The 15,022-nt window shown below is 67.5% G+C and carries 11 protein-coding genes; 8 read left to right on the forward strand and 3 right to left on the reverse strand.

Annotated features, from left to right (window positions below):
- Positions 1 to 9: 9 nt before the first annotated feature.
- Positions 10 to 846 carry a hypothetical protein gene (locus tag DEJ47_RS25060; protein WP_150171849.1) on the reverse strand — a complete coding sequence of 279 codons (837 nt, stop codon included), beginning with the start codon at positions 844 to 846 and terminating at the stop codon, positions 10 to 12.
- A gap of 43 nt (positions 847 to 889) precedes the next feature.
- Positions 890 to 1,201, reverse strand: coding sequence for a hypothetical protein (locus tag DEJ47_RS25065; protein ID WP_150171851.1), 312 nt, complete (start codon positions 1,199 to 1,201; stop codon positions 890 to 892).
- Positions 1,202 to 1,570: 369 nt separating this feature from the next.
- Here DEJ47_RS25065 and DEJ47_RS25070 point away from each other — a divergent pair, with 369 nt between their 5' ends.
- The 7 genes from DEJ47_RS25070 (at position 1,571) to DEJ47_RS25100 (ending at position 12,519) form a co-directional block, all read left to right on the forward strand.
- Positions 1,571 to 3,919 carry an ABC transporter family substrate-binding protein gene (locus tag DEJ47_RS25070; protein WP_150171853.1) on the forward strand — a complete coding sequence of 783 codons (2,349 nt, stop codon included), beginning with the start codon at positions 1,571 to 1,573 and terminating at the stop codon, positions 3,917 to 3,919.
- 280 nt (positions 3,920 to 4,199) lie between these two features.
- Complete coding sequence (gene typA, locus DEJ47_RS25075; RefSeq protein WP_150171856.1) at positions 4,200 to 6,107, forward strand: translational GTPase TypA; 1,908 nt, start codon at positions 4,200 to 4,202, stop codon at positions 6,105 to 6,107.
- 479 nt (positions 6,108 to 6,586) lie between these two features.
- On the forward strand, positions 6,587 to 8,227 hold the full coding sequence (locus DEJ47_RS25080) for an ABC transporter substrate-binding protein (RefSeq protein ID WP_150171858.1): 1,641 nt from the start codon (positions 6,587 to 6,589) through the stop codon (positions 8,225 to 8,227).
- 145 nt (positions 8,228 to 8,372) lie between these two features.
- Entirely contained in the window at positions 8,373 to 9,299 is a 927-nt protein-coding gene (locus DEJ47_RS25085) for an ABC transporter permease (RefSeq protein WP_150171861.1), read from the forward strand.
- Positions 9,292 to 10,287: an ABC transporter permease gene (locus DEJ47_RS25090; protein ID WP_150171863.1), complete on the forward strand. Its 996-nt coding sequence runs from the start codon at positions 9,292 to 9,294 to the stop codon at positions 10,285 to 10,287. Before DEJ47_RS25085 ends, DEJ47_RS25090 begins: the two co-directional genes overlap by 8 nt.
- 20 nt (positions 10,288 to 10,307) lie before the next feature.
- Complete coding sequence (locus tag DEJ47_RS25095) at positions 10,308 to 11,360, forward strand: ABC transporter ATP-binding protein (protein WP_398335909.1); 1,053 nt, start codon at positions 10,308 to 10,310, stop codon at positions 11,358 to 11,360.
- Positions 11,353 to 12,519 carry an ABC transporter ATP-binding protein gene (locus tag DEJ47_RS25100; protein ID WP_150171867.1) on the forward strand — a complete coding sequence of 389 codons (1,167 nt, stop codon included), beginning with the start codon at positions 11,353 to 11,355 and terminating at the stop codon, positions 12,517 to 12,519. Before DEJ47_RS25095 ends, DEJ47_RS25100 begins: the two co-directional genes overlap by 8 nt.
- Before the next feature lie 61 nt (positions 12,520 to 12,580).
- On the opposite strand, the gene DEJ47_RS25105 is transcribed toward DEJ47_RS25100, so the two are convergent.
- Positions 12,581 to 13,165 (reverse strand): Uma2 family endonuclease, encoded by a 585-nt coding sequence (locus tag DEJ47_RS25105; RefSeq protein ID WP_150171869.1) that lies wholly within the window; start codon positions 13,163 to 13,165, stop codon positions 12,581 to 12,583.
- Between the two features lie 208 nt (positions 13,166 to 13,373).
- Here DEJ47_RS25105 and DEJ47_RS25110 point away from each other — a divergent pair, with 208 nt between their 5' ends.
- Positions 13,374 to 15,005, forward strand: coding sequence for an ABC transporter substrate-binding protein (locus tag DEJ47_RS25110; protein WP_150171871.1), 1,632 nt, complete (start codon positions 13,374 to 13,376; stop codon positions 15,003 to 15,005).
- Positions 15,006 to 15,022: the final 17 nt, after the last annotated feature.

Here is a 15,022-nt window from a genome sequence, read left to right on the forward strand (position 1 = left end):
CCCCGTCCATCAGAAGAAGCGCGGATCGTCGAAGGCGCCGCTCGCGACCAGGTAGACGTAGAGGTCGGCGAGCGCCACGCTCGCCAACGACGTCCACGCGAGCAGCATGTGCCGGTTGGTCAGCTTCCCGGTCCACTGCCACATGCGGTACCGCACGGGGTGCCGGGAGAAGTGCTTGAGCTTGCCGCCGATGACGTGGCGGCAGGAGTGGCAGGAGAGGGTGTAGATCCAGATCAGGACGACGTTGACGAGCAGGACGAGCGTGCCGAGCCCCATGTGGCCCCACTCGTAGTTCTCGTCGCGGAAGCCCAGGACGGCGTCGTACGTGAGGATGCCCGCCACGGGTACGGCGGCGTAGAAGAAGTACCGGTGGATGTTCTGCAGGATCAGCGGGAAGCGGGTCTCGCCGGTGTACCTCTTGTGCGGTTCGGCGACCGCGCAGGCCGGTGGCGAGGCCCAGAAGCCCCGGTAGTAGGCCTTGCGGTAGTAGTAGCAGGTCAGCCGGAAGCCGAGCGGGAAGACCAGGATCAGGATGGAGGGGGACAGGCCCCACCAGCTGCCGAAGATCTCCCAGTTGGGGCCGCCCTTCATGGGTTCGCAGTTCTCGGCGAGGCACGGCGAGTAGAACGGCGACACGTAGGGGGCCGCGTAGTAGTCCGCGTTCGCGAAGGCACGCCACGTCGAGTAGACGATGAAGGCGAGCAGTCCCGCGGTGGTCGCCGCGGGCGCCAGCCACCAGCGGTCCGTACGCAGATGGGCAGCCGTGATGGCGGCGCGCGTGCCGTCGCGCACGCCGCCGCCCGGTGCCGGTCCGCTCTTCGGTTGGGGTTCCGTGCCGGTGGCCAACGAGGCTCCACTCCTTCTTCTCGAACGGGGAGTACGCGGGACGTCAGGGCGCGTGGCGGTCGCAGCCGCCCAGACCCTCGTCGTCGAGATCGCCGGTGTTCGTCCACAGCGAGCGGTCGTACGGCGTGTCGGGGATGGTCACGAACTCGGGCTTGTGCGGTTCGAGGGGGGAGGGTGGCGGGACCGCCGCGCGCAACAGCGCCACGCTCTCGCGCAAGTGGTCGGTGTCCGTGCGCACCCGGCGCACATCGACGTCCGCGATCCGGTCGCCGGCCTGCTGCTCCAGCCTGCCGACGGTGCGGACGAGGTCGTCCACGCAACGTTGTACGGCCGTCAACTCATCGTGCAGAGCCATTACTTGCCCTCACTTCGGGGGTGCGGTGGCAACGCTCATGCGCCTGCGAGTGTCGCGCGTCACATCCCGGCTTGTGAAGAGATCTGCAGTGATTGCCGGATCGGGGGCGGTGAATGCGCCGGATCACGTGCCGATCGCGCCGACCTCGACCGACGGCGACCGCTTCACGACCGACCGTCCGCCACCCCGTTGGGCCGCACGAGTGGCATCCGGGTGCCCCCGCGCCGTGGCTCCCCCGCGCCCCGCGTCCCGTCCCCTTCAGTGGGGCGATAGATGTGATCAGCTCCATATACCCCCAAACGTGATCAAACCCGGCCCGGTCCTGGCAGCGGGCGGCCGGGTGAGCCCCGGACCCCGGAGGTACCAGTCATGTCCCACGACCGCGCCAGAGTCCGATCTGTCGTGTTCCTCGCGACGGGGGTGCTGGCTCTGCCCGCCCTCGCCGGATGCAGCTCGAACGACGAGGCCGGCCGGCCGGTCGCGGGCCAGGACGTCGCCCCCGCCGCCCGGGACCTGGTCGCCGACGGCGGAACCATGAACTGGGCGGTCGACGAGCTGCCGGAAACGTTCAACTCCTTCCAGGCGGACGCCGACGAGGCCACTGCCCGGGTCGCGGGCGCGGTCCTGCCGTCCCTGTTCCGCCTCGACGCGCAGGGCAGGGCGCAGCGCAACGCCGACTTCCTGGAGTCCGCGGAGGTCGTCGAGCGCGAGCCGCAGCAGGTCGTCCTGTACAAGCTGAACCAGCAGGCGGTCTGGAGCGACGGCCGGGAGATCGGCGCCGACGACTTCGCGGCGCAGTGGCGGGCCCTCTCCGGCAGGGACAGCGCGTACTGGACGGCACGCAACGCGGGCTACGACCGCATCGCGAAGATCGAGCGCGGCGCGAACAACCTGGAGGTGCGGGTCACCTTCGCCAAGCCGTACGCGGACTGGCGCTCCCTCTTCTCGCCGCTGTATCCGAAGCAGATCATGGGCACGCCCGACTCCTTCAACGACGGCGCGCGCCGCAAGCTGAAGGTGACCGCGGGTCCCTTCGCGCTCGGCGGCACCGACCGCAAGGCCGGCGACGTGACGCTGGAGCGCAACGCGCGCTGGTGGGGCAGCCCGGCGAAGCTGAACAAGATCGTGCTGCGCGAGGTGGGGCGCGCCGAGCGGGCCGAGGCGCTCGCCGAGGGCCGGGTCGATCTCGCCGCGATCGACGCGGCGGAGGCCGGGCGGATCTCCCAGGCCGCGAGGGACAAGGGGAGCGAGGGTCCGCTCACCCATGGCCCCGGCGCCGCGATCACCCCGGCGAGGGCCCTGCGCTCCTGGGCGATCGCCCACGGCTCCGACGAGGAGGCCGCCGACACGGAGATCGAGGCACGCGCCAAGACCCGCAAGGCGGTCAAGAGGTACGCGACGGAGCAGGAGGGGCTGCGCGGCTACGTCGTACGCAAGTCCCTGGAGCCCGCCTACACGCAGCTCGCCCTCAACGGTTCCGAGGGACCGCTCGCCGACGACCGGGTGCGCCGCGCGGTCGCCCGCGCCCTGGACCGCGAGGAGCTCGCGAAGGCCGTACTCAAACCGCTCGGCCTCCCCGCCGAGCCGGTCGGCAGCCATCTCGCCCTCGCCGGGCAGCAGGCGTACGCGGACAACAGCGGGGCCCTCGGCGAACAGGACACCGCCGAGGCGCGGGCGCTCCTCGCGGACGCCGGCTGGACGCCGGGCGCGCTCCTCAAGGGGGAGAAGGAAGAGGGGGAGAAGGAGAAGACCGCGGGCGGCGAGTCCGACGCGAAGGACGAGAAGGCCGGGAAGGAGCCGAAGGACTCCGCCGACGGAGGCGACGGCGACGACAGCGGCAGCAGCGGCAACAGCGACAGCGACGGCACCTACATCGTCGGCGAAGAAGACGGCAAACCCGGCGACACCGGCACCACCGTCCTCGCCCCCGCCCCCGCGGCGGCCTACCAGCGCGCCGTCCTGAACCGCCAGGCCGATGTCCTCGGCCTGCCCCGCCGCGAGGCCGACAAGGAGAAGAAGAAGGAGCCCGCCGACCACGCCGGGCAGGACCGAAGGGACCAGGCCAAGGGCGGCGCCCCCGGCGCGTACGCCCCGAAGGGCACCGCCGCCCCCAAGGGGTCGGGCGCGAAGGGAGCCGCGGCGGCGGGCCCGCTCGCCAAGGACGGCAAGCCCCTCACCCTCCGCTTCGTGCTGCCCTCCGGCGACGGTTCGGAACAGCTGCGCACGGTGGCCGACCGGATCTCGCGCATGCTGCAGAAGATCGGCATCCGCACGGAGACGGCGAAGGTCGCCGACGAGAGCTACTTCAAGGACCACATCGCGTCCGGCCAGTACGACCTCGCCCTCTACTCGTGGCCCGCCTCGGCCTTCCCGGCCACCGACGCCCGACCGATCTTCGCCAAGCCGGTCCCGGCCGCGGACGGCTCGCTGAACGTCGAGCAGAACTACACCCGTGTCGGCACGGACCACATCGACCAGCTGTTCGACCAGGCGGTCGGCGAGCTGGACGAAGAAACGTCACGCTCCCTGGTCAAGAAGGCGGACGCCCGCATCTGGGCGGAGGCGGGCTCCATCCCCCTCTACCAGCGCCCCCAGCTGATGGCCGCCCGCCCGAACCTGGCCAACGCGGGCGCGTTCGGCTTCCAGGCCCCGCGCTACGAGGACATCGGCTTCCTGAAGCCGGGCGCGAAGCCGTCGGGCGGACCGGCCGCGAAGTAACGCTCCGCGACCGGCACCGCTCGCACCAGCGCCCCGCCTCAGATTCCGCTCAACTCTCTTGCCCGCCGGCCGTCCCGGCGGGCAAGCTCGTGTCTACCCATTGACCTGCTGTTTCCCCAGAGTTCCCGAGGCTTTCCGCACCCCTGCGAAGCCCCCGCGGAGGCTGCCTCCGCGAGGGACACGTAGACTGGGGTGAGGCCGTGGCGTGTCCAGCCCGGCAGGGTTCGCGTACTTCAGAGGTGCGTGTGACCATCCACTCACTCCAGGAGTACGCCGCACTATGGCCACGCGCCACGACATCCGTAACGTCGCCATCGTCGCTCACGTCGACCACGGCAAGACGACCATCGTCGACGCCATGCTCAAGCAGGCCGGTTCCTTCGCCGCGCACGCCGCCGAGTCCCTCGACGACCGCATGATGGACTCGAACGACCTGGAGCGTGAGAAGGGCATCACGATCCTCGCCAAGAACACGGCGGTGAAGTATCACCCCAAGGACGGCGGGGAACCGATCACGATCAACATCATCGACACCCCCGGCCACGCCGACTTCGGTGGCGAGGTCGAGCGCGGTCTGTCGATGGTGGACGCGGTCGTGCTGCTGGTCGACGCCTCCGAGGGCCCGCTCCCGCAGACCCGCTTCGTGCTGCGCAAGGCGCTCCAGCAGCGCCTCCCGGTCATCCTGTGCATCAACAAGACGGACCGCCCCGACTCGCGCATCGACGAGGTCGTCAACGAGACGTACGACCTCTTCCTCGACCTGGACGCCGACGAAGACCAGATCGAGTTCCCGATCGTCTACGCCTGCGGCCGCGACGGCATCGCCTCGCTGACCAAGCCGGAGGACGGCACGGTCCCGGCGGACTCCACCAACCTGGAGCCGTTCTTCTCCACGATCCTGGAGCACGTCCCGGCCCCGACGTACGACGAGAGCGCCCCGCTCCAGGCGCACGTCACCAACCTGGACGCCGACAACTTCCTCGGCCGCATCGCGCTGCTCCGCGTCGAGCAGGGCGAGCTGCGCAAGGGCCAGACGGTCGCCTGGATCAAGCGCGACGGCACCATCTCGAACGTCCGCATCACCGAGCTGATGATGACCGAGGCGCTCACCCGCAAGCCGGCCGAGATGGCGGGCCCGGGTGACATCTGCGCGGTCGCCGGTATCCCCGACATCATGATCGGCGAGACCCTGGCCGACCCGGAGAACCCGGTCGCGCTGCCGCTGATCACGGTCGACGAGCCGGCGATCTCCATGACCATCGGTACCAACACCTCGCCGCTGGTCGGCCGCGGCGGCACCGGCAAGGGCGCGGACGCCAAGTCCGCGGTCAAGGACCGCAAGGTCACCGCCCGCCAGGTCAAGGACCGCCTGGAGCGCGAGCTGATCGGTAACGTCTCGCTGCGCGTCCTCGACACCGAGCGCCCCGACGCCTGGGAGGTGCAGGGCCGCGGTGAGCTGGCGCTGGCCATCCTGGTCGAGCAGATGCGCCGCGAGGGCTTCGAGATGACCATCGGCAAGCCGCAGGTCGTCACCCGCCAGATCGACGGCAAGACGCACGAGCCGGTCGAGCGCATGACCATCGACGTGCCCGAGGAGCACATGGGTGCCGTCACGCAGCTCATGGGCGTCCGCAAGGGCCGCATGGACAACATGTCCAACCACGGCTCCGGCTGGGTCCGCCTGGAGTTCGTCGTGCCGTCCCGCGGCCTCATCGGCTTCCGTACGGAGTTCCTGACGCAGACGCGCGGCACGGGCATCGCCCACTCCATCCACGAGGGCCACGAGCCGTGGTTCGGCGAGCTGAAGACCCGTAACAACGGCTCCCTGGTCGCCGACCGCGCCGGTGCCGTCACCGCCTTCGCGATGACGAACCTCCAGGAGCGCGGCGTGCTGTTCACCGAGCCCGGCACCGAGGTGTACGAGGGCATGATCGTCGGCGAGAACTCCCGCGCCGACGACATGGACGTGAACATCACCAAGGAGAAGAAGCTCACCAACATGCGCTCCGCCTCCGCCGACTCGTTCGAGGCGATCGTGCCGCCGCGCAAGCTGTCGCTCGAGCAGTCCCTGGAGTTCTGCCGCGACGACGAGTGCGTCGAGGTGACCCCGGAGGCCGTGCGCATCCGCAAGGTCGTCCTGGACCAGAAGGAGCGCGGCCGCTCCGCGTCCCGCGCCAAGCACAACTGACCCACTGAGGCAGCCGTAAGGCGGCACACAGCCGCCTGAGAGGCCGATTTCCGCCGCTCCCGAGGGAGTTGGACGGAAGTCGGCCTCTGGTGTTTCCGCTGGCGGGTACGGTGTCGCCACCGCCGCGCGGAGGTCTCCCGGCAACCGGTTTTTGTGCGCCAAGTGTCCGGTATGCGGACGTCACTGACCGTTAGATGTGTAACACGTCCGTTTCGCAACCATCTATCTCGGATCGGTTTGTCCGGATTTTGGAAGTTGTACGGGCCAGGTGTGATTGAACCGAGACCAAAAGGGTGTGGTCGACCGGTACCTCATGGCTAATAGTTGACCGCGTATAGCTCGGGTCAATGGGTCACGCGCTGTGGGGAGCGCCGACTCACGAGCACACTGGGGTACTCGATCGTCGCCGTCAGGGGTGTCGGCGCGGTTTCTCGTACCCCCTCTTGTAGTGAACAAGTGGACTCATGAGGAGGAACCCCATGCGTGGTGCCAAGAGCGCCAAGTGGGTCGCGTGCGCGATAACCGTCACTCTGGCGGCGACCGCCTGCGGCGGTGGCGGCAGCGACAGCAGTGACGACATGAACAAGGGCAAGGCGGACCCGAAGGGCATTGTCACCGCGCAGCTCAGCGAGCCGCAGAACCCGCTGCAGCCGGCCAACGCCAAGGAGAGCCAGGGCAGCCGTGTCCTGCGCACCGTCTTCTCGGGCCTGGTCGACTACAAGCCCGGCTCCACCGAGCTCGAGAACATCAACGCCGAGTCGGTCAAGCCGAACAAGGACTCCTCGGTCTGGACCATCAAGCTCAAGCCCGGATGGAAGTTCCACGACGGCACCACGGTGACCGCCAAGTCCTACGTGGACTCCTGGAACTGGTCCGCCAACGTCGCGAACAACCAGACCAACTCCAGCTGGTTCGCGGACATCAAGGGCTACGAGGACGTCCACCCCGAGAAGGGCAAGCCGAAGTCCGACAAGATGTCGGGTCTGAAGGTCGTGGACGAGAACACCTTCACCGTCACGCTGAACAGCCCCGTCTCGTACTTCGCGTACAAGCTCGGCTACGACGTGTGGGCGCCGCTTCCCGAGGCCTTCTTCAAGGACCCGAAGGCGTTCGGCCAGAAGCCGATCGGCAACGGCCCCTACAAGTTCGTCTCGTGGGACCACAACAAGCTGATCAAGGTCCGCAAGTTCGACGGCTACAAGGGCCCGAACGCGGCGAAGAACGGCGGCATCGACTTCAAGAACTACACGAAGGCCGACGCCGCGTACTCGGACCTGCGCTCGAACAACCTCGACTGGATCGAGCAGGTTCCGACCACCGCGCTGACGAACTACAAGCAGGACCTCGGCCCCCGCGCGATCGACCAGGAGTACTCCGCGGTCCAGTCGATCGTCCCGGCGTTCTACTCGAAGCAGTTCAAGGACATCGACCCCAAGGTCATCCAGGGTCTGTCCATGGCGATCGACCGCGACACGATCACCAAGAAGGTGCTGCACGGCACCCGTACCCCGGCCGACTCCTTCGTCGCCCGCGGTGTGCTCGGCCACAAGGACGGCGCCCTCGGCGACGTCGCGAAGTTCGACCCGGCGAAGGCCAAGGCCCTCATCAAGGAGGGTGGCGGCGTCCCGGGCAACAAGATCTCGATCCAGTTCAACGCCGACCAGGACCACAAGCCGTGGGTCGACGCGGTCTGCAACAGCATCCGCAAGTCGGTCGACGTCGAGTGCGTCGGCGACTCCAAGCCGACCTTCCAGGCCGACCTGAACGCGCGTGACAACAAGCAGGTCAAGTCCATGTACCGCGGTGGCTGGGTGCTCGACTACCCCGTCAACTCGAACTTCATGCGGGACCTGTACGGCAGCAAGGCCGCCGGTAACACCAGCGGGTTCTCCAACAAGAAGTTCGACGACCTGAGCACCAAGGCCGACAAGGCCGCCACGCTCGACGAGACCGTGAAGCTGTACCAGGAGGCGGAGCAGATCCTCGTCAAGGAGATGCCGGCCATCCCGCTGTGGTTCTACAAGGTCAACAGCGGTCAGTCGACCAACATCCTCGGCAAGATCCCCTACGGCCAGGACGGCGACCCCATCTTCACCGACGTTCAGGTGAAGCAGAAGTAAGCATCGGGACCGTCGTCGGGTGCCGCCGTCCCAACAGGGCGGCGGCACCCGACCGCAGGCGCGCAGGCCCGTATCTCTCCACCCCCACCCTGCGGTTGAGGAGATTGCGTAGGCCGTCGCCGACCCCTCACGGCATGGAGGCATGATGGGGCGCTACGCCGCCAGGCGACTGCTCCAGATGATCCCGATCTTCATCGGGACCACTCTGTTGATTTTCCTCATGGTCCACATCCTTCCCGGAGATCCCATCCGGGCGATGTGGGGCGACAAGGCCGCAGACCCCGCACAGGTCGCGGCACTGCGCCATGAGTTCGGGCTCGACAAGCCCGTGTGGAACCAGTACCTCGACTACATGGCCAACCTCTTCCAAGGGGACTTCGGCCGGACGTTCGGTGGCCGCGAGGTCGTCGACGTCATGTCGGAGGCGTTCCCGGTGACGCTCAGGCTCGCCGGTCTCGCCATCATCATCGAGATCATCATCGGCATCGGTCTCGGTGCGTGGGCGGGCCTCAAGGCGGGCAAGACGGTGGACTCAGGTGTCCTCGTCTTCACCCTGCTCGTGATCTCCGTCCCGGTGTTCGTGCTCGGCTACCTCGCCCGGTTCATCTTCGCCGACGAACTCGGCTGGCTGCCGCCGAACGTGCAGGACTCCACGGACTTCTCACAGCTCTTCCTGCCCGCGTTCGTCCTCGCGATGCTCTCCATGGCCTACGTGGCACGGCTGACCCGCACGACGTTCGCCGAGAACCTGCGGGCCGACTACATGCGCACCGCGACGGCCAAGGGCCTGCCGCGCCGCCGCATCGTCGGCGTCCACCTGCTGCGCAACTCGCTGATTCCCGTGATCACCTTCATCGGCACGGACATCGGCGGCTTCATCGGAGGTGCCGTCATCACCGAGGGCATCTTCAACGTGCAGGGTGTGGGCAACCTGCTCTACAGGGCGATCCAGACGAGCGAGGGCTCCACGATCGTCGGTGTGGTGACGATCATCGTCCTCGTCATCCTGCTGATCAACCTGATCATCGACCTGCTGTACGCGGTCCTGGACCCGAGGATCCGGTATGCCTGACGCACCTGTGAGCAAGACGGCCGTCGAGGTCTCCCCGGCGACGGCACGCCCGGAGGACGGCGCGGACACCGCGGCCGCGGGCGTCTCCGCCACCAAGGGCAACGCCGCCGGCGGTCAGGGCAACAAGGCCCGTTCGCTGTGGGGCGACGCCTGGTACGAGCTCCGGCACCGGCCGATGTTCTGGATCTCGGCGTCGCTGCTGGTCCTGCTGCTCCTGATCGCCGCCTTCCCGGGAGTGTTCACCGGCGCCGACCCGCGCGACGGTGACCTGACCAACCACTTCCTGAGCAAGCCGGAACTGACCCACTTCTTCCAGGCCGACTGGTTCGGCTACGACGCGCAGGGCCGCTCCATCTACGCCCGGGTCATCTACGGGACGCGCGCGTCGGTCCTGGTCGGCGTGGGCGTGACGGTCCTCGTCACCCTGCTCGGCGGCCTGCTCGGCATGCTCGCGGGGTACTTCGGGGGCTGGATCGACTCGGTCATCTCCCGGATCACGGACATCTTCTTCGGTCTGCCCTTCCTGCTCGGCACGATGGTCATCCTGAACGCCTTCACCGAGCGCAAGGTCTACGTCGTCATCGCGTCCCTCGCGTTCCTCGGCTGGACCTCGATCGCCCGTGTGACGCGCAGTTCCGTGATCAGCGCCAAGCAGGCCGACTACGTGACGGCCGCGCGGGCGCTCGGTGCCGGGACCACGAGGATGCTGTTCCGTCATGTGATGCCGAACGCCATCGCGCCGACCATCGTGGTCGCGACGATCGCGCTGGGCGGCTACATCTCGGCCGAGGCGACCCTCTCCTACCTCGGACTCGGTCTCGCCGACCCGACGATTTCCTGGGGCATCGACATCTCCGAGGGGAGCACGGCGATCCGGGACAACCCGCACGCCCTGTTCTTCCCCGCGGGCATGCTGAGCATCACGGTCTTCGCGTTCATCATGCTCGGCGACGCGGTCCGCGACGCCCTCGACCCCAAGCTGCGCTGAGGGAGGCGTACGTGACCAGCATCGACCTCAAACAAGACGCCTTCCCCGCGCCCCGTTCGGGCGAGGAGAAGAGCGGCAGGCTCCTGGACGTCAAGGACCTGCACGTCGAATTCCACACCCGTGACGGCGTGGTCAAGGCCGTCAACGGCGTGAACTACAGCGTGGACGCCGGCGAAACGCTCGCCGTCCTCGGTGAGTCGGGCTCCGGAAAGTCCGTGACCGCCCAGGCGATCATGGGCATCCTCGACATGCCGCCCGGCAAGATCCCGCAGGGCGAGATCCTCTACCGCGGCCAGGACATGCTGAAGATGAGCGGGGAGGAGCGCCGCAAGATCCGCGGCCGGAAGATCGCGATGATCTTCCAGGACGCGCTGTCCTCGCTCAACCCCGTGCTCTCGGTGGGCTACCAGCTCGGCGAGATGTTCCGCGTGCACGAGGGCCTGAGCCGCAAGGAAGCCAAGACCAAGGCCATCGAGCTGATGGAGAAGGTCAAGATCCCGGCGGCCAAGGAGCGGGTGAACGACTACCCGCACCAGTTCTCCGGCGGTATGCGCCAGCGCATCATGATCGCGATGGCGCTGGCCCTGGAGCCGGATCTGATCATCGCGGACGAGCCCACCACGGCGCTCGACGTGACGGTCCAGGCGCAGGTCATGGACCTGCTCGCGGAGCTCCAGCGCGAGTACAACATGGGCCTGATCCTGATCACCCACGACCTCGGCGTCGTCGCCGACGTCGCGGACAAGATCGCCGTCATGTACGCGGGCCGGATCGTGGAGACGGCGCCCGTCCACGAGCTGTACAAGCGTCCCGCGCACCCGTACACCCGTGGCCTCCTCGACTCGATCCCGCGCCTGGACCAGAAGGGCCAGGAGCTGTACGCGATCAAGGGGCTGCCGCCCAACCTGCTCAAGATCCCCGGCGGTTGCGCGTTCAATCCGCGCTGCCCCAAGGCGCAGGACATCTGCCGCACGGAGATCCCGGCGCTCGTGCCGGTCACCGAGCAGGACGGCACGGAGCTGCCGGGCCGCGGCAGCGCGTGCCACTTCTGGAAGGAGACGATCCATGGCTGAGCCGACGAAGGCTTCGAAGCTCTCGAAGACGGACGGGCCCACCGACGCCACACCGAACGTCTCCGACGTGGAAACGGTCGAGGCGGCCACCGAGACCGAGGCCGTCGCCGCGATCGAGGCGCCCGTCGAGCGCGGTGAGCCGATCCTCCAGGTCCGCAACCTGGTGAAGCACTTCCCTCTGACGCAGGGAATCCTGTTCAAGCGGCAGATCGGTGCGGTCAAGGCCGTCGACGGTGTCTCCTTCGACCTGTACCAGGGCGAGACGCTGGGCATCGTGGGCGAGTCCGGTTGTGGCAAGTCCACGGTCGCGAAGCTCCTCATGACCCTCGAACGCGCCACGGCGGGTGAGGTGTTCTACAAGGGTCAGGACATCACCAAGCTGTCCGGGCGGGCGTTGAAGGCGGTCCGCCGGAACATCCAGATGGTGTTCCAGGACCCGTACACGTCCCTCAACCCCCGTATGACGGTGGGTGACATCATCGGGGAGCCCTTCGAGATCCACCCGGAGGTGGCCCCGAAGGGTTCGCGCCGTCAGAAGGTCCAGGACCTCCTGGACGTGGTGGGTCTCAACCCGGAGTACATCAACCGCTACCCGCACCAGTTCTCGGGTGGTCAGCGTCAGCGCATCGGCATCGCGCGCGGTCTGGCCCTCAACCCTGAGATCATCATCTGCGACGAGCCGGTCTCGGCCCTGGACGTGTCCGTCCAGGCGCAGGTCATCAACCTGATGGCCAAGCTCCAGGACGAGTTCAACCTGTCCTACCTCTTCATCGCGCACGACCTGTCGATCGTCCGGCACATCTCGGACCGCGTGGGCGTGATGTACCTCGGCAAGATGGCGGAGATCGGCTCGGACGAGCAGATCTACGAGCACCCGACGCACCCGTACACGCAGGCGCTGCTCTCCGCCGTCCCGGTCCCGGACCCGGAGTCCCGCGAGGGGCGTGAGCGGATCATCCTCACCGGCGACGTCCCGTCCCCGGCGAACCCTCCCTCGGGCTGCCGCTTCCGCACGCGGTGCTGGAAGGCGGAGGACAAGTGCGCGAAGGAGATCCCGCTCCTGGCGATCCCCGAGCGTTTCAAGGGTCAGGACACCCCGGCGGCACACGAGTCGGCCTGCCACTTCGCCGAAGAGAAGGACGTCGTACACGCGGCGTAACCGCCCCACAGAACCGCCCGTACCCCGCGAACCTCGTGTTCGCGGGGTACGGGCGTTCTGCTCAGCGCGCGCCCGCACCCGGCTTCTCGTAACGCCGGAAGGCTGCGGTCTCGACGGTCCAGGGGCCGAAGGGCACGGCATCCCCGAAGATGTACGGCTCCTTGGACCGGTAGCGGCCTGCGCAGGGTTCGGAGTGCACTTCGATCGTTCCGGTCCGGGGATCGACGATCAGGTAGTGGCCGATGCCCATGGCCGGGTACTCGGACAGCTTCTCGCCGTAGTCGTTGTCGGGGTTGGACGGGGACACGATCTCCACGACGGCCAGTACGTTCGTGGCGTCGACAGCGAGACCGTCTTCGTCAAGCACCGCCTCGGGGATGACCACGGCGTCCGGTCGGCGCATGCGGCCGATGGAGGGGTGTTCGATCTCGGGGCCGTTCTCGCAGACATAGCCGGGATGTGTGGCTGGGAGCTGCTTGTTCAGCTGGTCACGGATGCGCCGGACCGTGCCCTCGTGACGCTTGGAGGGGCACATCATGGCCAGTATCGGACCCGACGGTCCGATCTCGACGTTCCAGCTCCCCTCCAAGCGCTCGGCGTAGGCCCCGAGCTCCTCTGCGATCGCACGCATCCTGGCGTAGTCCATACCGTCAGAGTACGAGCACGACCAGCTCGGCGCGGGGCCCTTGTGATCGTCCGCATTACAGGAGTCGGGGACGCCGACGGACGCGTGCCGGGGTGCGTACATCCGGATGGGTTCCGGACTCGTACGGGTGGGGTAAATATGCGGTTCATTCCTGTTGCGGCGATATTTGGCGGTAAGCAATCGCGGTAGCCGAGGACAGGAGGACTCCATGCGTGGAGCCACGCACGCCAAGTGGGCCGCATGTGCGGTGACCGTCGCTCTCGCCGCGACGGCCTGCGGTGGCGGGGGGAGTGGCGGCGGTGGTGGTGACGGCTCCGGCATCGTGAGCTCCTCCTGGGGCGACCCCCAGAACCCGCTGGAGCCGGCGAACACCAACGAGGTGCAGGGCGGCAAGATCCTCGACATGGTCTTCCGCGGGCTCAAGCGGTACGACCCGAAGACCGGCGAGGCCAAGGACATGGTCGCCGAGTCGATCGAGACCAAGGACGCGCAGAACTTCACGGTCAAGATCAAGGACAACTGGAAGTTCAGCAACGGCGAGAAGGTCACCGCCAAGTCGTTCGTGGACGCCTGGAACTACGGCGCGAACCTCGAGAACAACCAGAAGAACGCGTACTTCTTCGGCTACATCGAGGGCTACGACAAGGTCCACCCCGAGAAGGGCGACCCCAGCGCCAAGACCCTCTCCGGCCTGAAGGTCGTCGACGAGAGGACCTTCACGGTCAAGCTGAGCCAGAAGTTCTCCACCTGGCCCGACACCCTCGGCTACCCCGCCTTCGCCCCGCTGCCCAAGGCGTTCTACGACGACCACGACGGCTGGCTGTCCAAGCCCGTCGGCAACGGCCCGTACACCGTGGACTCGTACACCAAGGGCTCCAAGATGTCCCTGCGCAAGTGGGACGGCTACCCCGGCGACGACAAGGCGCGGAACGGCGGTGTGGACATGAAGGTCTACACCGACAACAACACCGCCTACACCGACCTGATGGCCGGCAACCTCGACCTCGTCGACGACGTGCCCGCCTCGCAGCTCAAGAACGCCAAGAACGACCTCGGCGACCGCTACATCAACACCCCCGCCGGCATCATCCAGACCCTCGCCTTCCCGTTCTACGACAGCAAGTGGAACAAGGACGGCATGGAGAAGGTCCGCCAGGGCCTGTCCATGGCGATCAACCGCGAGCAGATCACCGAGACGATCTTCCAGAAGACGCGCACACCGGCCTCCGACTGGACCTCACCGGTCCTCGGCGAGAAGGGCGGCTACAAGGAAGGGCTCTGCGGCGACGCCTGCACCTACGACGCCGCGAAGGCCAAGAAGCTCGTCGAGGAGGGCGGCGGCATCCCCGGCGGCACCCTCAAGGTCACCTACAACGCGGACACCGGCTCCCACAAGGAGTGGGTCGACGCCGTCTGCAACTCCATCAACAAGGCCCTCGGCAAGGACAAGGCCTGCGTCGCCAACCCCGTCGGCACCTTCGCGGACTTCCGCAGCAAGGCCTCCAAGCAGGAGCTCGACGGCGCCTGGCGCGCGGGCTGGCAGATGGACTACCCGCTGATCCAGAACTTCCTGGAGCCGGTCTACTTCACCGACGCCCCCTCCAACGACGGCAAGTACTCCGACAAGGAGTTCGACAAGCTCGTCAACGAGGCCAACGGCGAGACGGACACCACCAAGGCCATCGGCAAGTTCCAGGACGCCGAGAAGATCCTCGCCAAGGACATGCCCGCCATCCCGCTCTGGTACCAGAACGGCAGCGCCGGCTACTCGGACAAGGTCTCCGACGTCTCCCTGAACCAGTTCAGCGTGCCGGTCTACAACGAGATCAAGGTCAACTGAGACGCCGGGAGCCGCCC

The organism is Streptomyces venezuelae, from assembly GCF_008642355.1.
In the GTDB taxonomy this organism is placed as follows: domain Bacteria; phylum Actinomycetota; class Actinomycetes; order Streptomycetales; family Streptomycetaceae; genus Streptomyces; species Streptomyces venezuelae_B.